This window comes from Mesorhizobium shonense, assembly GCF_040545255.1.
Lineage (GTDB): Bacteria > Pseudomonadota > Alphaproteobacteria > Rhizobiales > Rhizobiaceae > Mesorhizobium > Mesorhizobium shonense.
The window spans coordinates 176,739-201,585 of sequence record NZ_JBEPLM010000009.1 but is presented as its reverse complement, the minus strand read 5'-3'; the positions used below and the strand labels follow the sequence as shown (position 1 = coordinate 201,585).

General features: G+C 61.5%; 26 protein-coding genes and 2 pseudogenes. 23 read left to right on the top strand and 5 right to left on the bottom strand.

From position 1 onward, the window contains the following. Positions 1–46: 46 nt before the first annotated feature. Positions 47–253 (top strand): annotated as a pseudogene (locus ABID26_RS23040) (DUF433 domain-containing protein); the annotation flags it as partial. A gap of 49 nt (positions 254–302) precedes the next feature. Here ABID26_RS23040 and ABID26_RS23035 read toward each other — a convergent pair. Both ABID26_RS23035 and ABID26_RS23030 read right to left on the bottom strand, forming a co-directional pair. Next, a pseudogene (locus ABID26_RS23035) lies at positions 303–1,320 on the bottom strand (nucleotidyl transferase AbiEii/AbiGii toxin family protein). Continuing rightward, on the bottom strand, positions 1,313–1,906 hold the full coding sequence (locus ABID26_RS23030) for a DUF6088 family protein (RefSeq protein WP_354416654.1): 594 nt from the start codon (positions 1,904–1,906) through the stop codon (positions 1,313–1,315). Before ABID26_RS23030 ends, ABID26_RS23035 begins: the two are co-directional and overlap by 8 nt. A 721-nt stretch (positions 1,907–2,627) precedes the next feature. On the opposite strand from ABID26_RS23030, the gene ABID26_RS23025 reads away from it, so the two are divergent. The 22 genes from ABID26_RS23025 to ABID26_RS22920 all read left to right on the top strand — a co-directional run bounded on the left by ABID26_RS23025 (position 2,628) and on the right by ABID26_RS22920 (position 21,632). Continuing rightward, positions 2,628–4,076, top strand: coding sequence for a sigma-54 dependent transcriptional regulator (locus tag ABID26_RS23025; protein ID WP_354416652.1), 1,449 nt, complete (start codon positions 2,628–2,630; stop codon positions 4,074–4,076). Positions 4,077–4,085: 9 nt separating this feature from the next. After that, a complete protein-coding gene (locus ABID26_RS23020) occupies positions 4,086–4,322 on the top strand; it encodes a hypothetical protein (RefSeq protein WP_354416650.1) in 237 nt (78 codons plus the stop codon). Between the two features lie 215 nt (positions 4,323–4,537). Next, complete coding sequence (locus tag ABID26_RS23015) at positions 4,538–5,500, top strand: NADH-quinone oxidoreductase subunit B family protein (RefSeq protein ID WP_126102085.1); 963 nt, start codon at positions 4,538–4,540, stop codon at positions 5,498–5,500. Positions 5,501–5,676: 176 nt separating this feature from the next. Then, complete coding sequence (locus ABID26_RS23010) at positions 5,677–7,140, top strand: nickel-dependent hydrogenase large subunit (RefSeq protein ID WP_354416647.1); 1,464 nt, start codon at positions 5,677–5,679, stop codon at positions 7,138–7,140. 82 nt (positions 7,141–7,222) lie between these two features. Continuing rightward, complete coding sequence (locus ABID26_RS23005; protein WP_354416645.1) at positions 7,223–7,537, top strand: hypothetical protein; 315 nt, start codon at positions 7,223–7,225, stop codon at positions 7,535–7,537. 40 nt (positions 7,538–7,577) lie between these two features. Further along, positions 7,578–7,895: a hypothetical protein gene (locus ABID26_RS23000; protein WP_354416643.1), complete on the top strand. Its 318-nt coding sequence runs from the start codon at positions 7,578–7,580 to the stop codon at positions 7,893–7,895. A gap of 13 nt (positions 7,896–7,908) precedes the next feature. After that, entirely contained in the window at positions 7,909–8,385 is a 477-nt protein-coding gene (locus ABID26_RS22995) for a hydrogenase maturation protease (protein WP_354416641.1), read from the top strand. Next, on the top strand, positions 8,382–8,699 hold the full coding sequence (locus ABID26_RS22990) for a hypothetical protein (protein WP_354416639.1): 318 nt from the start codon (positions 8,382–8,384) through the stop codon (positions 8,697–8,699). The genes ABID26_RS22995 and ABID26_RS22990 overlap by 4 nt, the downstream gene beginning before the upstream one ends. A gap of 93 nt (positions 8,700–8,792) precedes the next feature. Further along, positions 8,793–9,815, top strand: coding sequence for a hypothetical protein (locus ABID26_RS22985; RefSeq protein ID WP_354416637.1), 1,023 nt, complete (start codon positions 8,793–8,795; stop codon positions 9,813–9,815). Between the two features lie 28 nt (positions 9,816–9,843). Further along, positions 9,844–10,047: a hypothetical protein gene (locus ABID26_RS22980; protein ID WP_354416635.1), complete on the top strand. Its 204-nt coding sequence runs from the start codon at positions 9,844–9,846 to the stop codon at positions 10,045–10,047. Positions 10,048–10,056: 9 nt separating this feature from the next. Then, a complete protein-coding gene (locus tag ABID26_RS22975) occupies positions 10,057–10,281 on the top strand; it encodes a hypothetical protein (RefSeq protein ID WP_354416633.1) in 225 nt (74 codons plus the stop codon). A 13-nt stretch (positions 10,282–10,294) separates the two neighbouring features. After that, complete coding sequence (locus tag ABID26_RS22970; protein WP_354416631.1) at positions 10,295–11,164, top strand: NifU family protein; 870 nt, start codon at positions 10,295–10,297, stop codon at positions 11,162–11,164. Between the two features lie 125 nt (positions 11,165–11,289). Beyond that, positions 11,290–12,351 carry an NHL repeat-containing protein gene (locus ABID26_RS22965; RefSeq protein ID WP_354416629.1) on the top strand — a complete coding sequence of 354 codons (1,062 nt, stop codon included), beginning with the start codon at positions 11,290–11,292 and terminating at the stop codon, positions 12,349–12,351. Next, positions 12,348–14,783 (top strand): carbamoyltransferase HypF, encoded by a 2,436-nt coding sequence (gene hypF / locus ABID26_RS22960; protein WP_354416627.1) that lies wholly within the window; start codon positions 12,348–12,350, stop codon positions 14,781–14,783. The genes ABID26_RS22965 and hypF overlap by 4 nt, the downstream gene beginning before the upstream one ends. After that, entirely contained in the window at positions 14,774–15,055 is a 282-nt protein-coding gene (locus tag ABID26_RS22955; protein ID WP_354416625.1) for a HypC/HybG/HupF family hydrogenase formation chaperone, read from the top strand. Before hypF ends, ABID26_RS22955 begins: the two co-directional genes overlap by 10 nt. Positions 15,056–15,066: 11 nt before the next feature. Beyond that, positions 15,067–15,759 carry a D-sedoheptulose-7-phosphate isomerase gene (locus tag ABID26_RS22950; protein ID WP_354416623.1) on the top strand — a complete coding sequence of 231 codons (693 nt, stop codon included), beginning with the start codon at positions 15,067–15,069 and terminating at the stop codon, positions 15,757–15,759. Beyond that, the gene (gene hypD / locus ABID26_RS22945; RefSeq protein ID WP_354416621.1) at positions 15,756–16,907 is read left to right on the top strand and encodes a hydrogenase formation protein HypD; all 1,152 of its coding nucleotides are present in this window, start codon (positions 15,756–15,758) and stop codon (positions 16,905–16,907) included. The genes ABID26_RS22950 and hypD overlap by 4 nt, the downstream gene beginning before the upstream one ends. Beyond that, positions 16,904–17,968, top strand: coding sequence for a hydrogenase expression/formation protein HypE (hypE, locus tag ABID26_RS22940; protein WP_354416790.1), 1,065 nt, complete (start codon positions 16,904–16,906; stop codon positions 17,966–17,968). The genes hypD and hypE overlap by 4 nt, the downstream gene beginning before the upstream one ends. Before the next feature lie 6 nt (positions 17,969–17,974). Then, the gene (locus ABID26_RS22935; protein WP_354416620.1) at positions 17,975–18,313 is read left to right on the top strand and encodes a hydrogenase maturation nickel metallochaperone HypA/HybF; all 339 of its coding nucleotides are present in this window, start codon (positions 17,975–17,977) and stop codon (positions 18,311–18,313) included. Then, on the top strand, positions 18,313–19,341 hold the full coding sequence (gene hypB / locus ABID26_RS22930; RefSeq protein WP_354416619.1) for a hydrogenase nickel incorporation protein HypB: 1,029 nt from the start codon (positions 18,313–18,315) through the stop codon (positions 19,339–19,341). The genes ABID26_RS22935 and hypB overlap by 1 nt, the downstream gene beginning before the upstream one ends. 79 nt (positions 19,342–19,420) lie before the next feature. Then, entirely contained in the window at positions 19,421–20,473 is a 1,053-nt protein-coding gene (locus tag ABID26_RS22925) for a HoxN/HupN/NixA family nickel/cobalt transporter (RefSeq protein WP_354416618.1), read from the top strand. Between the two features lie 664 nt (positions 20,474–21,137). Further along, on the top strand, positions 21,138–21,632 hold the full coding sequence (locus ABID26_RS22920) for an aldose epimerase family protein (protein WP_354416616.1): 495 nt from the start codon (positions 21,138–21,140) through the stop codon (positions 21,630–21,632). Between the two features lie 129 nt (positions 21,633–21,761). On the opposite strand, the gene ABID26_RS22915 is transcribed toward ABID26_RS22920, so the two are convergent. The 3 genes from ABID26_RS22915 to ABID26_RS22905 are packed head-to-tail and all read right to left on the bottom strand — an operon-like array spanning position 21,762 to position 24,758. Further along, complete coding sequence (locus ABID26_RS22915) at positions 21,762–22,520, bottom strand: amino acid ABC transporter ATP-binding protein (protein ID WP_354416614.1); 759 nt, start codon at positions 22,518–22,520, stop codon at positions 21,762–21,764. After that, complete coding sequence (locus tag ABID26_RS22910; RefSeq protein ID WP_354416612.1) at positions 22,507–23,619, bottom strand: amino acid ABC transporter permease; 1,113 nt, start codon at positions 23,617–23,619, stop codon at positions 22,507–22,509. Before ABID26_RS22910 ends, ABID26_RS22915 begins: the two co-directional genes overlap by 14 nt. Then, a complete protein-coding gene (locus tag ABID26_RS22905) occupies positions 23,616–24,758 on the bottom strand; it encodes an ABC transporter permease subunit (RefSeq protein ID WP_354416610.1) in 1,143 nt (380 codons plus the stop codon). The genes ABID26_RS22910 and ABID26_RS22905 overlap by 4 nt, the downstream gene beginning before the upstream one ends. Positions 24,759–24,847 lie beyond the last annotated feature (89 nt).

Sequence of the window (24,847 nt, the reverse complement as noted above, 5' to 3'; positions counted from 1 at the left end):
CTGAAAAAAGTCCATCGCCCATGAGAAGTGAAGTGATCCGCGATCCCTCGGTCATGAGCCAGTTGTTTGCGGAACCAGGGTTCCGGCCATGACGATCGTCGCGTATCTCCGCGTCGGAAGGACGAGCCGCGAAATTTTTGAGGACTATCCGACGTTGCCGGTCGACGGAATCGATGCTGTCGCTGCATGGGCGGATGCAGAACTGGGGCCTGGCTGGCGCGCCCCTGTTCCCGCTGGTCATGCTCGCCCCTGATGCAGCGGCTCGGTCGTCTGGTTACGCGTGAGCGAGCCTATCCATTTTCTTATCCTTGGTCGCCGCGATTGGCCCGCTCAGCGATCTCGGCGCATCGATCCATAGCGACTCGAAAGATTCGGCATCATCGAGAAGCAGACCGTCATCAACCATGTGGGCATAATCGTCGCTGAGCGCTTTCAGCGCCTCGCCCGCCGGCACGAGGTGTAGGCCCCATTCACTGCTTCCGCATAATCGATTGGTGCGCCGTCGGCCGCCTTCTCGGCAAAGAACATCGCCTTGTGACGCGCGACGGCGTTCGCCAGCTCCCGATCGGCGAGTGCAGCTTGCGAAAGACCAGCGTCGTCCAACCGCACGACGTCGTGCCAGTGACGAGCGAAACGCTCGCCACGCAGGCGCTCCTGCAAGCAGAAGACGTGGATCGCGGTCGCCTTCTCCCAGAACGTCCGCTCGGCATGCATCACGCGTGGCCGAGCGGTAGGAAAGACAATACCGTCCACCATACCGGCCGCATCGCAGACGATGTCACGCAGGCTCGCTGGTTCGCCCGTTGAGCGTGCGCCGAATTCAAGCATGACGCTCGGCGCCACATAGCCCGAGCCAGCCGTCGTCGCCTCATAATCGATGAAGAGCTTCCCACCTTCGACTCGGATCGCCGCAGACAGCGGTCCGGCCGCCAATGCGTCTGCGATGACCGGCTGAACGGAACCCTTGACCCACTGCGGCAGACGCTCGCGCACCGCGCTCGTCCAGCGCTTTTCCTCGCTTCGTGTCTTCGGTAGCGCCTCGCCATTGTCTCCGACAATGTCGGGCGCGAGCGCGCGAATGTCATAGGTCAGATCGACGTCCTCGGAAAACCGCCGGATGGCCCGATAGGCTTTCGAGAGCGAAGTGCCGCCCTTGAAGACCAGACGTTCGTCGAGCGGCGAGCCGTAGAGCGTCGCCAGCGCCCACACCACCCATGCATCCTTCTCAAGAAGGTGCGCGGGTCGGCCTGAGCGGTCGGCAGCGACGCTCAAGGCTTCCCGGCGGTCCTCGGGCGGAAGGAGCAGGAAGGCGTTAGCCATGCGCGACCTTCCCAACGCTGCGCGCGAGCCAGGTCGGAAGCTGAGGGGCCGCTGCTACCAGCTCGCTGAAAGCAGCGGGCGGCAGCTTCCGCTTCAGCGTCTTGAGGGCCGTCTCGGCATTCTCCGGCCCGAGCCAGGCGAGTGCTCGCACCGCCTGACCCGCCGGCCGATGTGGCATCGCGAGCTGCCAGCGAGGCGCGTGGCGAAGCTCGACGGTCTGCTTGCCAAGGCTCATCTTCCTGGTGCGGCCCGACGTAAGATAAACCGATCGGACCGGCACCTGTGTCGTAAGCCCAAGGCTGTTGGCGGCGACCGCGCCACTCGAGACGATAACCTCGCCACGCTGGGCGGCGAGCGCCTCGACTGCCTGCTCCACCGACGGCGCTCTGGTCCCGAACCGGCTCGTTACGGGCAGGAGGTAAACACCACGGCCGGCTCGGATCAGTTGTCCTCGCTCGGCCAGGCGCGACAGGGCCTGGTCCACCGCGGCGCGATTGCCAAGATGAAGCAAGCTCTTAGCCGCGACGGGCGTGCCCCCCGGCAGCCGCGTCGCGTGCTCAAGAATCTGTTCAGTCAAACGCCGCATGGCCATGTCTCCTGTCAGAAGTATAGGTCGTTTTCTGACAGTTTTCAATCGTGACGGCCACGGTCGGCTAACACTCAAGATACCCCCTTGGACCAAAAACGTACCAAGCATGCGGTAGTCCTGTCGCTACTCGCCTGTTATGAAGGTCCGTATGAAGCCGCCGACGGAACGGTTTGGTCATAAACATGCAGGGGCAATCGGCTTTCGGCTTTGAACTTGGCTTCGCGAGGTGGCGGACTTTTGGACGCCTGATGCGTTGCCGTTGTCGACGCTTTGCTACCGTTGTTGATCTTCAAGTTGTTCGGGCTGGAGCCTAGAACCGGCTCTCATGCCGTTGTTGGAAGTGCGGTGATCGGCTGTGATAGCGAAACTTGGACGAGTCGATTCATTTGTCCGACTGGCCCGGCTTGGTCGCGGCGAAATAACGGGCCCGACGGAACTGACTTACATGCCATCCTTACCCGCCTTGGCACCAGGATAGTCGCGGTGTGCGCTATGCTCTCGGAAATGTGCCTTGTTGCTCCTGCGCGGGCAGCACGGAGCACCCGTACGGTGTCTTGCCGGATGCAGCACGCAAGCCTACGGCGTTCCGGCTTCGTAATGCCAAATCCACCATGCTGGAATTGCGAGCTTCACCCCAAGCCCTAGTGTCTCCAGACCCGAACATTGCGCCGGAAGGGGCAAGCTGCTAATCAAGTAGACATTTTGGAAACATGGTTTCATGGACCATTCCGGTACAGTCGTCATTGTAGCTCGTCCAGGCAGCGACTGGTCCGACAGCCTCGAGGTACTGTCGGACCGGTACGCGTATCGGGTGCTGTCGGTCGGCAGTCCGGCCGAGGCACTGACAACAATGAGCAGCATCCATGTCGATCTGGCGGTCGCGGAGGATCGACAGGATGAGACTGTGGGTCTTGATTTCCTCACTAGGTTGCGCGTGTCTCACCCGGATATCATGCGTGTCTATGTGACACCGGCGCCCTCGTCGCTGTCTTACCAAGCGCTTTCCAAGGCAGCGATTTATCAGTTCCTTCTGACGCCTCTCGACCCGGCACAGCTCGGTCTGGCCGTTGAGCGGGCCTTGGAAGCGCGTGAACTTCATCGCCGCCACCGTATTCTGTCTCGGGAGTTCAAGATTTCGGGGGCCTTGATGTTCGGGGAGCGCCGTGACCCCGTGTTGAGGCCGGAAAGCCACCAGTTCGAAAAACTCGTCTATGCAAGCGAAAAGATGGCAGAGATGTGCGATCTGGCGCGGCAGGCAGCCGCGACCGAACTGCCCATCCTGATCCAGGGCGAGACTGGTACCGGCAAGGAGCTGCTCGCGCGCGCCATCCACTACAATTCACCCAGGCGCGCAAGCCCGCTCCTTGTCCAGAACTGTGGAGGCATGCCCGACGAATTGCTCCAGTCGGAACTGTTCGGCCACAAGCGCGGCGCGTTCACCGGGGCGATTTCGGATCGGCTCGGCCTGTTTCGGGCCGCCGATGCAGGAACGGTCTTCCTGGATGAGATCTCCGATGTGTCGCCATCCTTTCAGGTCAGCCTGCTTCGCTTTCTTCAAGAAGGCGAGGTCAAGCCGCTGGGGGCCGACAAGGTCATCCATTGCAACGTCCGCATTATCGCTGCATCAAACAAGCGGCTGCAGGACCTCGTCGCGCAGGGCAAGTTCCGCCAGGACCTTTATTTCCGGCTGAAGGGCTTCGAGTTCGAGGTACCGCCGCTGCGCGATCGTCCAGAAGATATCGGGCCGCTGGCGGAGTTCTTTGCCGCCAAGCATGCCGATGCAATGGGCCGTAAGGTTCTTGGTATCACCGCCAACACTCTCGAGAAGCTGGCGCTGTGCAGCTTTCCCGGCAACGTGCGCGAACTGGAAAACGAAATCCGCCGCATGGTCGCGCTAACCAAGGATGGTGAATACATCACCACCCGCAACATGGCGCCATCGCTGCTCGCGACCGCCTCTGCCCGCAAGCAGGGCGACGGCTTAAGGGGCTTCGTGCCCGAAGGGACCACGCTTAAGGACCAGGTCGAGAGTCTCGAGAAGCAGATTGTGGGCCGCGCCCTCATACGAAACCACTGGAACCAAAGCCGCACCGCGACCGAGCTCGGTTTGTCGCGCGTGGGGCTTGCCAACAAGATCAAGCGCTACAGTCTCAATGAAAACGGTTGAGAGGCATCCATGAGCACCGATGAAGCGCAAGATAAGGGCACGACGGTCCTGCGATTTCCGCAGTCGCGCGTGTTGCCGTCCGGGCATGCCGAACCGACGCGGTATCTGGGACTGGGCGCAATGGCCAAAGCGATCGGGGCGCCCGAACATCAGACCACAGGCCATTGGTGCAGCCGCTGCAGGGGTATCTGGTACGGCTATCTTCTGGAGGTCACCTGCCCGGCATGCGGCAACCGCCACGGCTGAGCGGTCGACAAACGGCACAAACGAACTTTCCACCTGCCAAGTTAGTTTGCACATCCGCAAAGAAGAATGTTGCGCCGCAACATGCTGCTGGTTTCCTTAAGCCACTGAGTGACGAGGATTTTTTTGGCGCGGCCTGACTTGGCATGTTGCTTGCTATTCCTGTTTTGTAGACGCGCTGCACCTAAAGGTCAGCGGCGTAGCGGAGGAGGAAATTCATGGCCAATCTTCTATGGCTCCAGGGCGGAGCCTGCTCGGGCAATACGATGTCGTTCCTCAATGCGGAGGAGCCAAGTGCCTGCGATCTCGTCACTGATTTCGGCATCAACGTGCTCTGGCATCCGTCGCTGGGACTGGAGCTCGGAGACAATCTCAAGAAGCTACTGAACGCGCTGACCTCCGGCCAGATGCCGCTCGACATCTTCGTCTTCGAAGGTACGGTCGTGAACGCTCCCAACGGCACTGGTGAATGGAACCGTTTCGCCGGGCGCGCGATGCGCGACTGGGTGAGCGACCTTTGCAAAGTGGCCAATTTCGTTGTCGCCGTCGGCGATTGCGCGACCTGGGGCGGCATACCGGCAACGGCGCCGAACCCCTCCGAAAGCCAGGGTCTTCAATTCTTGAAGCGGAACCAAGGCGGGTTCCTTGGCAAGGACTACAAGTCGAAGGCCGGTCTGCCGGTGATCAATATTCCGGGCTGCCCCGCTCATCCGGACTGGATCACACAAATTGTCGTTGCGGTCGCGACCGGGCGCGCGGGTGATCTCAGCCTCGACGAGTTCCAGCGGCCGAAAACCTTCTTCACCTCTTTCACCCAGACCGGCTGCACCCGCAACATGCACTTCGCATACAAGGTGTCGGCCACCGAGTTCGGCCAGCGCAAGGGCTGTCTCTTTTATGACCTGGGCTGCCGTGGTCCAATGACCCATTCGCCGTGCAATCGCGTGTTGTGGAACCGGCAATCGTCCAAGACGCGCGCCGGCATGCCTTGCATGGGCTGCACCGAGCCGGAGTTCCCGTTCTTCGATTTGGCGCCCGGCACCGTCTTCAAGACGCAGACGGTTATGGGCGTGCCCAAGGACATGCCCTCCGGCGTCGACAAGACCGGCTACATCAAGCTGACCGCCGCCGCCAAGGCCGCTTCGCCGCGCTGGGCCGAAGAAGACATCTTCGTTGTCTAAAGCGCGCTTTCCCGAACCCGATCGACAAAGGTCAAGACATTATGTCCGCTGCAGTTCAAACACTTGATATTTCGCCCGTCGGCCGCGTTGAGGGCGATCTCGATGTACGCGTCGACATCCAAAATGGCGTTGTGGTCAACGCCTGGACGCAAGCCGAGCTCTTCCGCGGCTTTGAGGTGATCCTGCGCGACAAGGATCCGCAGGCGGGGCTCGTTGTTACCCCGCGCGCTTGCGGCATCTGCGGCGCCTCCCACCTTACCTGCGCGGCCTGGGCGCTCGACACTGCTTGGAAGGCCGAGGTGCCACGCAATGCAATCCTCGCCCGCAACCTGGGACAGATCGTGGAAAGCCTGCAGAGCCTGCCAAGGCATCACTACGGACTTTTCATGATCGACTACACGCACAAGAACTACTCCCACTCGAAATACTATGAGGAAGCTGTCAAGCGCTGGTCGCCGTTCACGGGGACCAACTACGAGCTCGGCGTGACCATCTCCGGGCGCCCGGTCGAAATCTACGCCCTGCTCGGCGGGCAGTGGCCGCATTCGAGCTATATGGTGCCAGGCGGCGTCATGTGCGCGCCGACACTGACCGATGTGACCCGGGCCTGGTCTATCCTGGAGCATTTCCGCCGCAACTGGATGGAGCCGGTCTGGCTCGGCTGCTCCTTCGAGCGCTATGAGCAGATCCAGTCCTACGACGACTTCATGGCCTGGCTGGATGAGCGGCCAGAACATGCTAATTCGGATCTTGGCATGTTCTGGCGCATGAGCCTCGATGTCGGCGTCGACAAATACGGCCAGGGGCATGGCAAGTACGTCTCTTGGGGTTATCTGCCCCATGAGGACAGGTACAACCGTCCCACGATTGAGGGCCGCAACTCCGCGGTCCTTATGAAGAGCGGCGTCTATGACGGCGCGAGCGACACGCACAAGCTGATGGATCAAGTCTATACGCGCGAGGACCTCAAGCATGCCTGGTATGACGAGCCGGGCGGCATGCATCCGTTCGAGCGCGTGACCAAGCCAGTCGGCAAGAACCCGGTCGACTATGACAACAAGTATTCGTGGTCGGTTGCCGTGCGCCATGACCAGAACGGTCGGCTCGAGGCAGGTCCGCTGGCGCGCCAGTTGATCGCCGGCGGCACGCATGGCGAAAGCTGGCAGCACTTTGATCCGCTGGTGCTGGACATGTACAAGAAACTTGGGGGCGCGAGCGTGATGTTGCGCCACTTCGCGCGCATGCATGAAGGGGTCAAGCTATACCGGCAAGCCGAACACGCACTCAGGGAATTCCGGTTGAATGATCCCTGGTATGTCAAACCGACCGAAAAGGACGGCAAAGGGTGGGGCGCAACAGAAGCCATTCGCGGGGCGCTTTGCCACTGGATCGAGGTGCAGGGCGGCAAGATCAAGAATTATCAGATCATTGCGCCCACGACATGGAACGTTGGGCCGCGCTCCGATGGCGGCGAACTCGGCCCTATCGAACAGGCCCTGATTGGAACGCCGATTGCGGATATGAACGACCCTGTGGAGGTCGGACATGTCTGTCGCTCGTATGATTCTTGCCTTGTGTGCACCGTGCACGCTCACGACGCCAATACCGGCGAGGAGCTTGCCCGTTTCCGCACGGCATAGGTATCTGCCGGTTTCTACGACGCTGCCGATCGTCTGCACCAGCTGCGATCGGCCCGCTCTCCAAATGTCGGGACGGTAGCCGATGAACAATGAGCAACAGCACGCCCTGCTGCGCAAGATGGCGCAGCTCATGAAGTCGGGCCTCGAGACGCAAACCGAACCTTTTCCTGAAACCGAAAAGGAGTTCGCTGCGATTCTTGGCGAGTTGCGCAAGCTCGACACGAACGACGTCGAGGCCAAGATGGTCATCAGCGGCTTTGTCGATCATCCTTATGGGCCTGACAGGCAACGCTGCATGGAATGCATGTATTATCTGGTCCACCGAGAATGGTGCGACTTGCCGGAGTTGGCAGTTCCGGTCGACGCGGACTGGTGGTGCCGGCTCTGGCGCATCTGACGTGCCCTTTTGCGCAGGCGTGCCCTGGAGGGAGGCTGCGATGACGACCATTGACGATGCCCAGTCGCGCGAAATCATTGAGTTGCTACTGACGAGATCGCCGGAGACAGAAGCATTTCCACGCGCCGACAGCCATGACGATGTACTCGCCGTCATTGCCCGCCTGCGGGCGGCCGGAAACGATCTGGCGGCAAAGCTCGCGATCGCGGGCTTCACCTTGCGGCCGGTCGAGCACCAGGGAATAGAGCAGGCGTGTGAGAGCTGCATGTATTATCTGGTGCATCGCAGGTTCTGTGAGCTTCCCGAACTCGACCTGCCGGTCGAGCCGGAGTGGTCGTGCCGGCTTTGGCGGATATGAGGAGCAGGCCAGCATGATCGCGGTCGTCGGCTGCGGCAACCTCAACAGGCAAGACGACGGTGCCGGGCCAGAGGTGATCCGTGTGCTGCGCGCAGCAGGACTGGAAGGACCGGAAGTCAAGCTGCTTGATGCCGGAACGGATGGCATGGCGGTCATGTTCGCCGCCCGCGGCTGCAGGTCGTTGATCCTGGTTGATGCAGCCCGCAGCGGCGTCGAAGCGGGCGCGATCTACGAGGTGCCGGGACGCGAACTGGCGCGACCCTATTATCCAGGACTCAATCTGCACGACTTCCGCTGGGATGCAGCCCTCCATGCCGGCCGGCAGATCTTCGGCGCAGCCTTCCCGGACGACGTCACCGTATTCCTGATCGAGGCCGGGCAGCTGGATCTGGGGCTCGGTCTCAGTGTGCCTGTAGCCAAGGCGGCCTTGGTGGTGGCCCAGCGCATTGGGGAAATCGTGGCGGACCGCCTTGCGGCCGGACAGCAATGAACGATGCGACTTTAACCGTGCGCGTGAGCCGCGGCGGCTTGCATTTGTCGGGCGAGGCCTACGAGCGGCATTTCTGCGGGATCAGCGGCATTGTGCTGATGCGACGTGAGTCCGACCTGCTCATCCTGCCGGTGCTGCTGGCGCAGGCAGGAGGATATCTGCTCAAGCGTAAGAACCTGGCAGGCGACCGGGTGGCGCACGCTCCCGACTTCTTTCGGGCGAACGGGATCGCGGATGATGACAAGCGTGAGCTTCAAGTGGTGTGGGACAGCTCTCAGGCCGGCTTCATCGGTCGGGGCGTTTTTGCAAACTAAGTTTGCACATCGTAATTTAAGTAGACAACACTCAAAAAGCTGTTAGCATCAGCCGCAATAGAAGCTGCAACCAAGCAGCATGGGAGGATAGAGGTGAGGCAATCTCGTTTGGACGAGGAAGTGCGCGCCGCGTTGGCGGCTGCCGACGACCCTTCCGCCTCGCCCCAGGATCGCGCCGAGATGCTCATGGAGATCGCCATGGGTCTTCAGCAGCGTCCCAAATCGCCCGACGAGATCGAGGCCGCGATTGATCTCTACGAACGAGCCGGCGCTATTTGTCCGAACGGCGAGCATCTGCTGAGCACACGGATTGCCGCTCGCCGGGCAACCGCGCTTCTGGCTCTGCCAAACGGCGGCGCCGATGCTCTAGAGAGAGCCCGAACCGAGTTGGAAAAAGCCACCCGCTATTTTGCCGATCTCGATCGACCGGAAGAGCTGGCCGAGGCGGAGATGAACCTTGGACTGGCGATCCACAATCTCGCCGGGCTGAACAGGGCGCGCATCACCGATGCCATCTCGGCCTACCAACGGGCGTTGCGCACCTTCGACCGTGTGAGATTCCCGAAAGAATTCGCCATCCTGCAAAACAATCTGGCAACTGCCTTCCTGTCCATGCCCTTCACCGACAGTCGCGCGAAAATGCGCGAGGCGCTGGCCGTGCAGGCGTTCGAGGAAGGGCTGAAGATCGTCAACCTGATCGACCATCCCACCGAATACGCAATGCTGCAGAATAACCTCGGCAACGCACTGCAATATGCCTCGTCCAGCCATGTCGTGGAAAACAATCTGCGCGCGCTCGAAGCCTATGACGAGGCTCTAAAGGTGCGTACCCGCGCAGCCATGCCGCTGGAATACGCCAACACCGTCGCCAACAAGGCGAACTGCCTCTGGAACCTTCCCGACGATCCGGCGGATCCGGCCAACGGCAATCGCGCAAACCTGACGGCTGCGCGCGAATATTACCGCGAATGTCGCGAGATATTCATGGCCTCCGGCGAGGCCGACAAGGCGCGCATCGTGGCGGAGGCCTGCGAACAAATCGACCGGGAGCTGCTTTCGGCGCCGGCCACGAAATCCGACGGATTGTCGGGGTCCGTCCAACACCATCTCAATTGACGACAACAAGGAGCGCGAGGTGACTTTAGTGGAACTTACTGCAGGCGTGGCAGCACTGGCGCTGCTGATCGGCATCATGACATCCGGCATAGGCGGCGCGATCGGCGGCATGGCAACCGGCGGCAAGGCGATCGGCAACCAGTTGGCCGCGATGATGGGCAGCTTCTACGGCCCGGTTGGCGGCGCGTCTGGCATCGTCGTGGGCCTGATCCTTTTGGCGCTGATCGGCTGAGGTGTAATCATGTGGGAAATGGCAAAAAGCTCGATCATCCTCTTCCTCAAGGGCAAGCTCTTTGCGGACCCAGCCAAGGTCTACAGACAAACCGCGATAGGAGCATTGGCCACGGCCGCCCTGCTCGTGATCCTGGCCAAGATCGGGGTCCCGGTCATAGCCGCCGCGGCGGTGGCCGGCCTCATAGGCGGCGCGGTGCAGCCCTATCTCTTCAAGGACCTTCGGTACCGGTAGGAAATATGGGCAGATGAACGCCGTCGATCTCGTTCCGACCCAACGCGAAACGCTCGCCGGATTCACCGGGGATATCGAGCGGCTGGAGGCGCTGTTTGCGTCCTGGGACGAAACGCAGCGTTCCGCCGCGGAAGCCTACCGGCGCGCGATAGAAGATCTTCAGGGCGAGGCATTCCGGCGTCTGATTCGTGCTCTCAAAGATGATCCGGCAGCGCTCCAGGCGATGAAGACGGCGGCCGCTGACGAGATCGTTTATGCCGTGCTGCGACACCACAACATCCTCAAGCCGAGCCTGAGCGAACGTGTCGAGGCAGCGCTCGACGGTGTGCGCCCGATGCTTGCTTCCCACGGAGGCGACGTCGAGCTCGTGTCGGTGCGTCCGCCATCCATTGAGGTGCGCTTCACCGGGGCCTGTGATGGGTGTCCCGCCTCGGCCTTGACCTTCCATGCCGGCGTCAAAAAGGCGGTGGAGGAGGCCTGCCCTGAAATCACCGACATCCTCCAGGTCAAGCGATCAGGCACCGGCGCCAACGACAGCGTGCGTTTTGTCAGTCCCTTCGCGCTCGGTGCGGTGGACGGCTGGCATCTGGTCTGTCGGCTCGACGAGATTCCGCAAGGCGGCATGCTCCGCCAGGTGGTCGGCGGCGAAAACGTGATTTTGTCTCGGCAGGGGGCGGTCGTCTCCTGCTTCCAGAATGCCTGCGCACATCTCGGCCTGGAGATTGACGGCGGCGCAGTCGAGGACGGCATCGTGACCTGCCCGTGGCATGGCTTCCGCTATGATCTTGCCACCGGCGAATGCCTCACTGCTCCCGAGGTGCAACTCCAGCCGCATATGGTCAAGGTGATCGGCAACCGCGTCGAGGTGAGGCTCGCCAGATGACGCGCGTCTCGCTCGCATCCGCTTTCCGGCCGGCTTGCCCGGTCCCCTTACCGGCCGCGCCGCTGCTCGATCCCGCCGGCGCCAGCATCGTGCTCGGCCACCATGTCGCTGCGAACGGCCTGCCGGTGCCGATCGCGCCGGGCCCCTCGACATTGTTCGGGCCGCGCGGCGTCTGCTTTGCGTCGGGCGGCGCTTTCCTTGTGGCCGACACCGGTCATCATCGGCTGCTTGGTTGGCGCCAGCTCCCGCAAGCCGACAACGCGCCGGCAGACTTTGTCATCGGCCAGCCGGACTTCTTCGCGGAGGGCCGCAACGCTGGAGACAAGCCCGGACCGGCGACTTTGAACATGCCGACCGGCATTGCCAGTGACGGTCGCGTCCTGGCCGTGGCGGACGCGTGGAACCATCGCGTCCTGATCTGGACGTCGCTGCCCGAGCACTCCAACCAGCCGGCGGACCTGGTGCTCGGGCAGAAAGACTTCGACTGCGGATTCGCCAATCGTGGCGGCGGCCTGGCAGGCCCCGATACCCTCAACTGGTGCTATGGCGTGACGATTGCGGACGGACGCCTTTTCGTGGCCGATACCGGCAACCGGCGCGTTCTGGTCTGGAACGCCTTGCCCGAGGCAAACGGCCAGCCCGCGGATCTGGTGCTCGGTCAGCCGGACATGTTCGCACGCGACGACAACGCCGGATCCGGCGCAAGTGCTTCCGGCATGCGGTGGCCGCATACGATTGCAGTGACCAGCGGCAGGATTTTTGTCGCCGATGCTGGAAACAGCCGCATCATGACCTGGAACGGCATGCCCAATGCAGACGGCGCGCCGGCGAGCTTCATTCTCGGCCAGAAGAACTTTGAGGCTATCGACCATAATCGCGCAGCATACGACCCGAGCGAGCGGGCTTTGCAGATGCCCTATGGCATCGCCGTTCGCGAAGGCACGTTGATTTGCGCCGATACCGCAAATTCGCGCATTGTGGGCTTCCCGCTCGCGGGCCTCGATATGGACGCTCCGGCAACCACGCTGGCAGGGCAGAACGGGTTCGCCCTCAAAGGTGACAATCGCTGGAAGGCGGCCACTCGCGACAGTCTCTGCTGGCCCTTCGCGATCGCGGTGCATGAGGACCTGGTTGCGGTGGCGGACACCGGGAACAACCGGGTGCTCCTGTGGGAGGCGGCGCCATGACGGCCCTCCCCACCCGGCAGGCCGCGGACCGGCACGAAAGCGTGCAGATCCGCGTACGCGGCCGCGTGCAAGGGGTCGGCTTTCGTCCGACGGTGTGGCGTTTCGCGCAAGAGGCTCTGCTCGACGGTGAAGTGCTGAACGACGGCGAAGGGGTTTTGATCCGCGTGCGCGGGCCACGCGACGATATTGCTCGTCTTGTCGAGCGGTTGCGGGGCGAGCCACCGCCGCTGGCCGCAATTGAGGCGATCGAGGTGTCGCCATTCGTCGGCTGGCTGGAGGAAGGCTTCAGGATCATCGCAAGCACGAGTGGCGAAGCTCGCACGGAGATCTCACCGGACGCGGGCATTTGCGCGGCTTGCGCGGCCGAGGTGCTCGACCCCTTTGCGCGCCGCTATCGTTATCCGTTCACCAACTGCACCCATTGCGGCCCTCGCCTGACCATCGTCACAGGCGTCCCCTACGACCGTGCGTCGACCACGATGGCGCCATTTTTATTTTGTGCCGATTGCGCCGCCGAATATGGCGACCCGGCGGACCGCCGCTTTCACGCCGAACCGATCGCATGTCACGCCTGCGGACCGAAGGCGAGGCTGATCCGCTTCGACGGACGCGCTCTGAGTTACGAGCAGCACTCCATGCTCGATGACGTCGACGCCGCGATGAGCCTGATCCAGAAAGGCGAGATCGTCGCCATCAAGGCGCTCGGTGGTTATCAGCTGGCCTGCGACGCTACGCGCGCCGATGCCGTCGACCGGCTAAGGCAATTGAAGCGGCGCGAGCGCAAGCCCTTTGCGCTGATGGCGCGCGACATGGAGGTGATCCGCAAATACTGCCGGGTCACGCCTGGGGAAGAACAGGCGCTGCGCTCCGCCGCCGCCCCGATCGTGCTGCTCGATGCTTCGGGGCCACTGCGTCTGCCCGAGAGTGTGGCGCCGGGCATGGCGACCTACGGCTTCATGCTGCCTTCGACGCCTCTGCACATTCTGTTGTTCCGCCGCATGAAGCGCCCAGTGGTGATGACCAGCGGCAATCTTTCCGAAGAACCGCAGGCGACGGGCGAAGCCGAAGCGGTGTCAAAACTGGGCGCAATCGCGTCTTTCGCGCTAATCCACGACCGCGAGATCGCCAACCGCGTTGACGATAGCGTGGTGCGTCTGGCCGCTGGTAAGGTGCGGATGCTTCGTCGCGCGCGCGGTTATGCGCCGGCCTCGATTCGCCTGCCGCGGGGCTTCGAGACCGCACCGCAGATCCTTGCCTTCGGCCCGCAGATGAAAACAACCTTCTGCATGGTCAAGAACGGCCGCGCGGTGCTCTCGCAGCACCAGGGCGATCTGGAGGACGCGGCGACCTTCGACGACTACCGCGAGAATCTCGCACTTTTTCGCGATCTGTTCGATCATCGGCCAGATGCGCTGGCCTGCGACAGGCACCCCGAATATGTCTCGAGCAAGCTAGCCCGTGAGAGCGCGCATTCACAAGGCCTTCCGCTTTTCGAGGTGCAGCATCACCATGCGCACATCGCCGCTTGCCTGGCCGAAAACGGTAGACCGTTTGATGCACCCGCGGTGCTCGGCATCGCGCTCGACGGCCTCGGTTTGGGAGGTGCCGGCGAAATCTGGGGCGGCGAGTTCATGCTTGCCGACTATCGCGGTTTCGACAGGCTCGGCACGTTCAAACCCGTGGCGATGCTTGGCGGTGCGCAAGCATCGCGCGAACCCTGGCGCAATCTTTACACGCACCTCACGGCCGAGATGAGCTGGACCCAGCTTGCGATGAATTTCAGTGAGCTCGGCGTCTTGCAGGCGCTTGCCGGCAAGCCGCGCGCCACGCTCGACGCCATGATCGAGGGCGGCGTCAATTCCGCGCCGGCGTCCTCATGCGGCCGGCTCTTCGACGCCGTCGCGGCCGCGCTCGGCATCTGTTTTGAGCGCCAGGCCTATGAAGGGGAGGCAGCGATGCGGCTGGAGGCGATCGTTTGTCCAAAAGCCATGGCCGAAGAGGGCGACGAACTCGCCTATCCTCTCACGATCCCCAATCTGAAGGGCAGCGGCCTGCCCTATATCGAGCCGCTCGCCATGTGGAACGCGCTGCTTGGGGATCTGATCTTGCAGACACCCGCGGGTGTGATGGCGGCACGCTTTCACAAGGGATTGGCCAAAGCACTCGCGGCGATGACGCTGAAACTTTCGCGCCGCGACGACGAGCAGGGTCCGCGCTTTGACACCGTCGTCCTTTCGGGCGGTTGCTTCCATAACCGCATCCTGCTCGAAGAAACGCTGCGCCGGCTTGAGGAGATGGATTTCAAAGTCCTCACCCACGCCGACGTGCCCGCCGGCGATGGTGGCGTCGCGCTCGGCCAGGCTGTGATCGCTGCCGCGCATTCTATGGTCGCCGGGAAAATCCGGCCAGAAGGAGGAAGCCCATGTGCCTAGGTATTCCGGGACGGATCGTAAGGATCGACGATGCCGGACGTAAGCTTGCAACCGTGGACGTGAGCGGCGTCCGGCGCCAGATCAACATCGCCTGCATCGTCGACGCCGAGCACCCGGTGGAGAGCTGCGTTGGCGACTGGGTGCTTGTCCATGTCGGCTTTGCGATGAGTCGTATCGATGAGAACGAGGCGGCTGAGACGTTGAAGATCCTGACAGAACTTGGCGAGGCGCAGGCAGAAATTGAGGCAATGCGTCAATCCGCCCTTCACTAGGGAGATCAGCTATGTCGAATGAAGGCACATTAAGCGGGCTCTACCCGTTTCTTCACGGCAAGACACAGGATCCCACCAAGCTGCAGACGGCCCTGCTGCATTCGGTGGCCGAAAAGGCACGCGATTCGCGCGAAACGAATGAGGCATTCTTCGGCGGCCAGGCCGAGATTCTTGTGGCGGCCGCGCGCACGCTCGCCGGTGTCTACTCAAGCGGGGGTCAGCTTTTTTCGATGGGCAATGGCGGCTCGAGTTGTGACGCGAGCCATGTTGCGGTGGAATTCGTTCATCCGGTCACGGCGGGCCGGCCGGCACTTGCCGCGACCAACCTTGTCGCGGATCTTGCCATGATTTCGGCCGTCGGCAACGATCTTGGCTTCGATCATGTGTTCGTGCGCCAGCTCGTCGCGCATGCGCGCAAGGGAGATGCCCTGATCGGCATCTCCACCAGCGGCAATTCCCAGAACCTTATTGCCGCCTTCGTGAAGGCCAAGGAGATGGACGTCTCCACGATCGGACTCGCCGGCGGCGACGGCGGCAAGATGAAGTCGTCCGGCGCGGTAGACCATTGTCTGATCGTGCCGTCGACCTCGATCCACCGCATCCAGGAGTGCCACGTCGCGGCGTACCACATCATGTGGGACCTCGTGCATACGCTGCTAGCGGATGAGCGCGGCTCCGCGGCCAGGAAGGAAAAAGTCCAATGAAATTTGCCGACGAATTCCGCGATCGCGACAAGGCCCTAACGCTTGTGCGTGAGATCGAGAAGTTGTGCTCCCAAATCGAGGTGACGAAGCACCGACCGCTCAACATCATGGAAGTCTGCGGCGGGCATACGCACTCGATCTTTCGATACGGGCTGGAGGGCATGCTGCCGCCAGCAATCGAGCTCGTCCACGGACCGGGCTGCCCGGTCTGTGTGCTGCCGATGGGACGGGTCGATGACTGCGTGGCCATAGCCGAACAGCCAGGTGTTATCTTCACGACGTTCGGGGATGCCATGCGCGTGCCTGGTTCGCGCAAGAGCCTGATGCAGGCCAAGGCCGACGGCGCCGACGTGCGCATGGTGTACTCGCCGATGGACGCGCTGGCGCTCGCGCGCAAGAACCCCGACCGCGAGGTGGTGTTCTTCGGCCTCGGCTTCGAGACCACGATGCCTTCCACCGCGCTTACCGTGCTGCAGGCGGAAGCCGACGGCATCGAGAACTTCTCGGTTTTCTGCAACCACATAACCATCGTGCCGACGATCAAGGCGATCCTGGACAGTCCCGACCTCCATCTCGACGGCTTTCTCGGGCCCGGCCATGTTTCGATGGTGATCGGCACGGCCCCTTACGAGTTCATCGCCAATTTCTACCGGCGTCCCATGGTTGTCGCCGGCTTCGAACCGCTCGACGTGCTGCAGTCGATCTGGATGATCCTGAAGCAGATCAAGGAGGGCCGCGCCGAGATCGAGAACCAGTACACGCGCATCGTGCCCGAAGCAGGAAACGATCCTGCGCTGGCGGCCGTGGCAAAGGTTTATGAGCTGCGGGAGTTCTTCGAATGGCGCGGGCTGGGCTCCATCGACCATTCCGGGGTCAGGATGCGCGATGACTATGCGCGCTTTGACGCTGAGCGCAAGTTCGCCATTCCCAACATCAAGATCGCCGATCCGAAATCATGCCAGTGCGGCGAGGTTCTGAAAGGTGTGCTCAAACCCTGGCAGTGCAAGGTATTCGGCACGCTCTGCACGCCCGAAACGCCCCTTGGTGCGTTGATGGTTTCGCCGGAAGGCGCCTGCGCGGCCTATTACCAATATGGCGGTGTGAAGCGGCAGCAGGAGCGGCCCAAAACGGTGCAGGCTGCGCCATGAACGTCATGTCTCCCCCTCCCCGCAAGCTCGGCCGTATCCACGTGCCCGCCGTGACGCTTGCTCATGGCGGTGGCGGCAAGGCGATGAAGGACTTGATTGACGATGTCTTCGTCAGCGCCTTTGCCTCTGCCGAGCCGCAGGCGCTTGAAGACCAGGCGCGTTTCGAGCTGGCCGCCCTGGCTGCCCAGGGCGACAGGCTTGCCTTCACGACTGACTCGTTCGTCGTTGATCCACTGTTCTTCCCCGGCGGCGACATCGGCAAGCTGGCGGTCTTCGGCACTGTCAACGACCTTGCCGTCGGCGGCGCCAAGCCGCTCTACCTGTCCTGCGCGGTCGTCATCGAGGAAGGCATGAAGATTGACGAGCTGCGTCGCGTCGCCCAATCGATGGCTGCTGCAGCGCGGCGGGCGGGGGTCGCGATCGTTACCGGGGATACTAAAGTCGTGCAGCGCGGCGCCTGCGATAAGCTGTTCATCACCACGACGGGCGTGGGTGTGATCCCCGCCGGCGTCGAGCTTGCGATCGGCAGCGTCAGGCCGGGCGACGGCATACTGGTCAACGGTCTCCTCGGCGACCACGGCGCGGCGATCTTGGCGGCGCGTGGCGATCTTGCCTTGGAAACGGAAATCGAGAGCGACTGCGCGCCGCTGCACGGGCTGATCGATGCGATTTTGAAGGCGGCTCCCGAAACGCGCACCATCCGAGATGCAACGCGCGGCGGCATCGCTACTGTGCTCAACGAGATGGCCGAGGCATCGGGCGTCGCGATCGAAATCGAGGAAGCCGCGACGCCGCTACGTGAAGAGGTCCGCGGCTTTTGCGAGATTCTTGGTCTCGACCCACTCTATCTCGCCAATGAAGGTAAGATCGTCCTCGCGGTTCCACCGGCCGAGATCGATGCGGCGCTGGCCGCGATGCGTGAGCACCCCCTTGGCGCATGCGCCATGCTGATCGGTCACGCTTATCCCGGGGAAGCCGGACGCGTGACGATGAAGACCGCATTCGGTGGCAAGCGCATTGTCGACATGTTGGTCGGCGAGCAATTGCCGCGGATTTGTTGAGGAACCATGCACGAACTCGGCATCACCCGAAACATCGTTTCGATCGTGGAGGACGCAGCGAAGGGCCGCCGTGTCAGACGCGTTACGCTCGATGTCGGGCGTCTTGCCGGGGTCATGCCGGATGCGCTGGCCTTTTGCTTCGATGTCGTGTCGAAGGGGACGGCGCTTGAAGGCGCGGTGCTCGAGATCAGAGAAATCACCGGCCGCTGCCGCTGTCGCGGCTGCGGCGCCGAGTTCGAAACTTCGACGCTCTACCAGGCCTGTGGCTGCGGCTCGCGATTGCTCGATCGGCTGGCTGGCGAGGAACTGAAGATCAGGGAAATGGAACTCGAGGAGGCTGCCTGATGTGCGCGACCTGTGGATGCGGATCAAACACCAACGCCAGGATGCTGAATTTACAGACGGGCCTGGTCCGGCCGTTGGGCGGTCACACCAGCGAGCACCCTGGCGACCATCACGACGATCATCAGCATGATCATGGCCATTCGCATTCCCACCACCATGGCGATGGGCATGTGCACGACCATGAGCACGGACATCATCACCACGACCACCACCACGATCATAGCCACGACCACGGACATGATCATACGCACAGCCACGACCATTCTCATGACGATGAGGGTGACAGCCTGCATCATCACCACGATCATCATGGCCATGGTCGCGGCACGACTGTCGTCGAGCTTGAAGCCCGCTTGCTTGCCAAGAACGACACGCTCGCCATGCGCAACCGAGGCTGGTTCGAGGGGCGGGAAATCCTGGCATTGAACATCGTCAGCTCGCCCGGCGCCGGCAAGACGACGTTGTTGGAACGGACAATTCAGGACCTCAAGGACGAAATCCCGATCTTCGTCATCGAAGGCGATCAGGCCACCGCCAATGACGGCGAACGCATTCGCGCCGCCGGGGCAGCGGCGGTTCAGGTCAACACTGGAACGGGATGCCACCTTGAGGCTGACATGGTGGCACAGGCTCTGCAGGAGCTGAGGCCACCCAGCGGCGCGATGGTGCTGATCGAAAATGTCGGCAATCTTGTGTGCCCCGCACTGTTCGACCTCGGCGAAGATGCAAAGGTGATCGTTCTGTCGGTAACAGAGGGACAGGACAAGCCGCTCAAATATCCGAACATGTTCCAGGCGGCCAACCTCATGATCATCAGCAAGACCGACCTGTTGCCCTATGTCGATTTCGATATGGATGTCGCATTGGCCAATGCACATGCAGTCAACCCGGCAATCGAGGCGATTGCTTTGTCGGTGCGCAACGGGGAGGGCATCGACCAGTGGTACGGCTGGCTGCGCGACCATCGGCGATCTCTCGGCCAGTCCTCTGCGATCGCGCCGCAAAGGTCCGCCGCAGATAAAAGCTAGGCAAAAGCCAAAAAAGTTGGCGCAGGTGATTGGTCGTCCTTGGCCAAGCCTGCGCGCTACGCGAGTGGGGAAATAGATCATGATCGCCAGTCTATTCGACGACCGGCCCGACCATCTGCGTTCCAAGACGGTGCTCACTTGCGTTTTTCTGATCGCGGCCAACATTGCCGCGTGGGCATGGGCCTGGTTTGCCTTTTCCCATCACCCCGCCCTGCTCGGCACGGCCTTGCTCGCTTATACGTTTGGGCTGAGGCATGCTTTCGACGCCGACCACATCGCTGCGATCGATAATGTCGTACGCAAGCTCATGCAGGAGAAGAAGGCCCCCTTCTCGGCTGGTCTGTTCTTTTCGCTTGGGCATTCCACGATCGTCGTGCTGGCATCCTTGGCGATAGCCGGGACGGCCGCAGCACTTCAGGGCCGGCTGGAAAGGTTTCACGAAATAGGGGGCATGATCGGAACCTGCATCTCGGCTCTGTTCCTGCTCGCCATTGGCATCGCGAACCTCTTCATCCTCAGAGGAATCTGGCAGGCTTTTTCGAAAGCTCGACGCGGCGAGCCCATCGTCGAGGAGGATCTGGAGCCGCTGCTGGCCGGACGCGGCTTCTTTGCCCGTATCTTCCGGCCGATGTTTCGCGTAGTCTCGCGCTCCTGGCATTTGTACCCGGTCGGCTTTCTGTTCGGACTCGGTTTCGATACCGCCACCGAAATCGGCCTACTCGGCATCTCCGCGGCGCAGGCCGCAGCTGGTACGTCGTTCTGGGCGATATTGGTCTTTCCGGCCCTGTTTACCGCCGGCATGTCGCTCTTGGACACGATCGACAGCGTGCTGATGACCCGCGCTTACGGTTGGGCATTTGTCAATCCGATACGCAAGCTCTGGTACAACATGACGATTACGGCCGCGTCCGTGGTCGTCGCCATATTCATCGGAGGTATCGAGACGCTAGGCTTGATTGCCGACAGGCTGAGCTTGCAAGGCGGGGTGTGGATCGTCGTTGGCAACGTCAATGGCGACCTGACCATCTTCGGCTACATCGTTGTTGGAATCTTTGTCCTCTGCTGGTTGGTCTCGAGCCTTGTCTACAAGCTCAACGGCTACGACCGAGCGGAAGCGATGAGTTCTCCGTGACTGGCTCGGAACTCGTCGGGGCGCCTCTTGTTCGAGATATGAATAAAGCAAAAGCTTTGTTGACCGGAAGGAACGTACGAGTAGGATTCGTTTGGGCTGTGCAGCCTGCCGCTCGCTCCTTCAGGGCGATGACATCGCGCGCCATGTGCGGGAGTGCTTCTTTCTCAAGGACGCTGAGACAAACCTGTTCGTGCGCGACCGCAAGCTGTCCCTCGCTAGCTCTCGGTCATGCGGCAGTTCATCGACGCTCCGCTCGCGCTCGAGGAGGTGGCAGCCCGCTGCAACATGTCGCCACGCCAGATGCACGCCGCTTCGTGGCCGACTTCGGGGTGCCTCCGAGCAGCTTCTATAAGCGCTGCGGCTTCAGAAAGCCCGATCGCTCCTGGTAGGCACACGTTCTCCCATCGCTCGATTGCGTTTGCCGGCGGCTACGCCTCGCCATCGCATTTTACGCACGCTTATCGCTCGCGGATGGTTGCCCTTGCCTGAGTGCTCAGGGGCCTGGCGACGGACTTCGACACTGGCAGGGCGTCGGGACGCCAATGGCTGTGCTGCGCTATCGCCATGATGCTGATTCCTGGCCAATGAGGCCGAGGAGAGGATCGGACTGGCACCGAGCTGCCCGAAAGTCCGGATCTCGCTGCGCAACCTCTCGGACACGCCCATGCTGGCCGGGTTCGGACTTCATCCATGCTTCCCACCACGCCATGGACGCATATGCAGGAGCCGATGTCACGGGGATGTGGGAACCGACACCAAGGTTCTGCCCACGCGCCATGTTCCTCCGCCCGCAGGCGCCAATCCGACCGCGGGCTTAGACATCACCGAGGCCGCGTTCGACACCGTCTTCACCGGATGGAAACGCCCGGCGCAGATCATCTGGCCGGACGAGGGACGGCTACTGGACGTCGAGGCCGAACCGCCGCTCAATTTCCAGGTGCTCTACACGCCGCCGGGCGAGCCTTTCTTCTGCGCCGAGCCGGTGAGCAACATCACCGACACCTTTAACGGGCCGGCGCGAGCGACAGTGGCTGCATGGTGCTTGCGCCCTGGGGAACCCGGTCGGCGACTGTCCGCTTCATGCCGTCCGCTACGATTTTTAGCTGCGGAAGAGGCCTTGCACACAAGGGCACAGTCACCAAACGCACTTTCGATTTGACGCACGCTTCAATGGAATCGTCGTTAATTTCTCGACAGCGTATTCGCTACATCTCATCGACGCTGCTGGCAGAAACGCCAAGCAGGTTCGCCGGTGCCGCGACTCCGAGTCACAAAGCGTTTCAATCAACTAATGTTCGGAGATTTGCCTCACGAACAACTGGGCACGCGGATGTTGCGGCGCTGCGAAAAATTCCTCCGGCTTCGAAACTTCAACAATCTTACCATCAGCCATGAAGACAACGAGGTCCGCAACCCGCTTTGCGAACCCCATTTCGTGCGTAACGCATATCATGGTGACGCCCTCCTCGGCCAACGAGACCATAGTGTCCAAAACCTCGGAAACCATTTCCGGGTCGAGGGCCGAGGTCGGCTCGTCGAATAGGAGCACCGTCGGATTCATACACAGCGCCCGCGCGATGGCGGCGCGTTGCTGCTGCCCGCCTGACAGTTGCGGCGGATAGCAGGTCGCCTTCTCGCCGATCTTCACTTTTTCCAGGTGCTTGATGGCGATCGCTTCCGCGTCCTGTTTGCTGAGCTTCTTCACCAGACGCGGCGCAAGCGTGCAGTTCTCCAGCACCGTCAGATGCGGAAACAGGTTGAAATGTTGGAACACCATTCCGACCTGGCCGTTGAGTCGCTCGCTTGCCGCCTTGCCGGGCTGCCTTTCCTTGTCGACGACGAAGAGCATCCCTTCCTGATGATCCTCGAGGCGGGCGACGCAGCGGATCAAGGTCGACTTTCCCGAACCCGAAGGACCGCACAACACGATCTTCTGACCTTTCCTGACATCAAGACTGATATCGATCAAAGCCGGGAAATCGCCATACCACTTGCCGAGATGGCTGACCGATATCACGGGCTTCTCGTTGCTGTCATGCTCTGGCATTTTTCGTCCTCCGCTCCAGAAAAGCCCCGTATCTTGAGAGGCTGAACACAGTAACGAAATAGATCATTCCGATAAAAATATAGACCTCCCTGAAATAGGGATACCATTCGTCCGCACCGTATGCCGCGTGGCCAGACGCCAATATGTCGAAGAAGCCGACGATCGTAATAATTGACGTTTCCTTGAACGCAATCGCGAACTGGCTGACGGTCGCAGGCAACGCCTTGTGAAAGGCTTGCGGGAGCGAGATGTAGAACAAGGTCTGCCACTTCCCCAGACCTAGAACGCGAGCCGCCTCTGCTTGCCCCTCTGACACACCTTGCATACCGCCCCTGATGATTTCGGCCTGGTAGGCGGCGAAGAACAGCGCATAGCCGATCACCACTCTGGTCAGCTTGTCGCCCTGAAGCATCTCGGGGAGCGCCAGCGGCGCTACAACCGCAGCCGTAAACAGGATGGCCAGCAGCGGTATCGCCCTCAGGAGATCGATCAGTCCGGCCGAGAGCTTGGCGATGACGAAGATCTGCGATCGACGCGCGATCATAAGCAATATCGCCAACGGCATGCCGATCACCGTCTGGGCCGCAAAGACAAACAGCGTGAGAGACAGTCCGCCCCAGCGATCCGTCGTGACCTTATCCAAGCCCAGAATGCCGCCATACATGAGAACCAGATATGCGGCAAAGCCGACGGCCCAGCAGACGATAATCCTCCTCGCTGTCCAGAATGCCGGCAGGCACGACAGAAAGGCAACCACCACAATGACCAAGGATGCGAGGACCGACCTCCACTGGTCCTCGTAGGGGTAGAGGCCGAAAAGGATAATCCTGAAGCGGGCGGCAATGACCGACCAGCATGCGCCGGCAGCGATCTTGCATTGTTCGACGCCATCAGCGCGCCATACGGTTCCCAGGACGGCCCAGTCGAGCACCCGCCACGCAAGATAGGCGATCGGGACGGCAAAGATGGCCGTTCCGATGGCTCTGGGCAAAGTTCCAAAAAGCTCCCTGCCGATCACCGACAGGGCCGACGGCGCTTCAGGAGGCCGCCTTTTCTGTGCGGGGACCACAGACGGGTCGGCGACAAAAGTGGCGCTCATCGTATTGAAGCTCCGCCCTTGTTTACAACTCTGTTTAAGACATTCATCGCGAAGGAGATGACGCCGTTGAGAATCAGGAAGCCGATGATGAGAACGACGATCAGCTCGATGGTGTGCGCGGTCTGATTGATCGAGGTCGATACGACCATGAAGAAGTCCGTGAACCCAACGGCAATGCCGAGCGTCGTTGCCTTCATCAGCCAGACATACTGGTTCGACAGCATGGGGATCATGATCCGCACCGCTTGCGGCAAATGGACGTAGAAGAAACTTTGCCAGGGCGTCAGCCCGAGCACCTTGGCTGCTTCAAGTGTGCCGCGCGGTACGGCGTTGAGCCCACCCCTCACCACCTCGCCGATAAAGGCTCCGCCATAGATGGTTATTCCCAGGAACATCGACATCAGTTCCGGGGCTATGGTCTGGCCACCGACGAAGTTCAAACCCTGGCGCTTGGGAATGCTCAGCCATTCGGCCGCAGGCCGGCCGGCGAGGTTGACGACTACGAAAAGCAGAACCATTGCCGCCACAGCAAGCAGCCAGAGCAGATATTTTCGGCGGTCGGAGCCCGGCTTCACCGCGGACATGGCGGCCAGAATGAGGCAGAGGGTCAACCCCAATGCCACAAAGACATTTCCCAGGATGCCGATATTGATGATGGGGACGAACACACCGCGCGAGGACAGGAAGAAAACCTCACCAAAGTTGGCGGCATGAGAGGTCGCGGGGGCGTTGATGAGCAGCAGGTATATGAAGATGATCTGGAGGACCAATGGAATATTTCGCGTCGCCTCGACATAGAAGGTTCCGGACCACCGCAGCAAAGGGTGGTTCGATGCGCGCGCAGCGCCAACGACAAGCCCAAAAAAGCTCGCCGTCAATAAGCACGTCAGTCCGAGCAGGATCGTGTTTAGATAGCCTATGAAGAGAACCCTGATATACGAATCGTTGATGGTATAGGGCAGCGGGGAAAACGCGACATCCCAACCGGTAGAACGAAACAGGAAACCGTACCCGGCGGTCAGGCCCTGCGCCCTCAGGTTGCTGTTGATTTGCCACAGGATCGATATAAACGCTGAAAAAACCGCCGCGAATACGAGTATCTGAGCGACGACGTTCGATACACTGCGGCGGCCATCCATCAACGATACTCCGGGACTTTATCGGTCAAAGTTTAACCCAGGAGCCGGACCCGACTGGTCGGGTCCGGCAGGTCGCCGCCGCGGCCTTG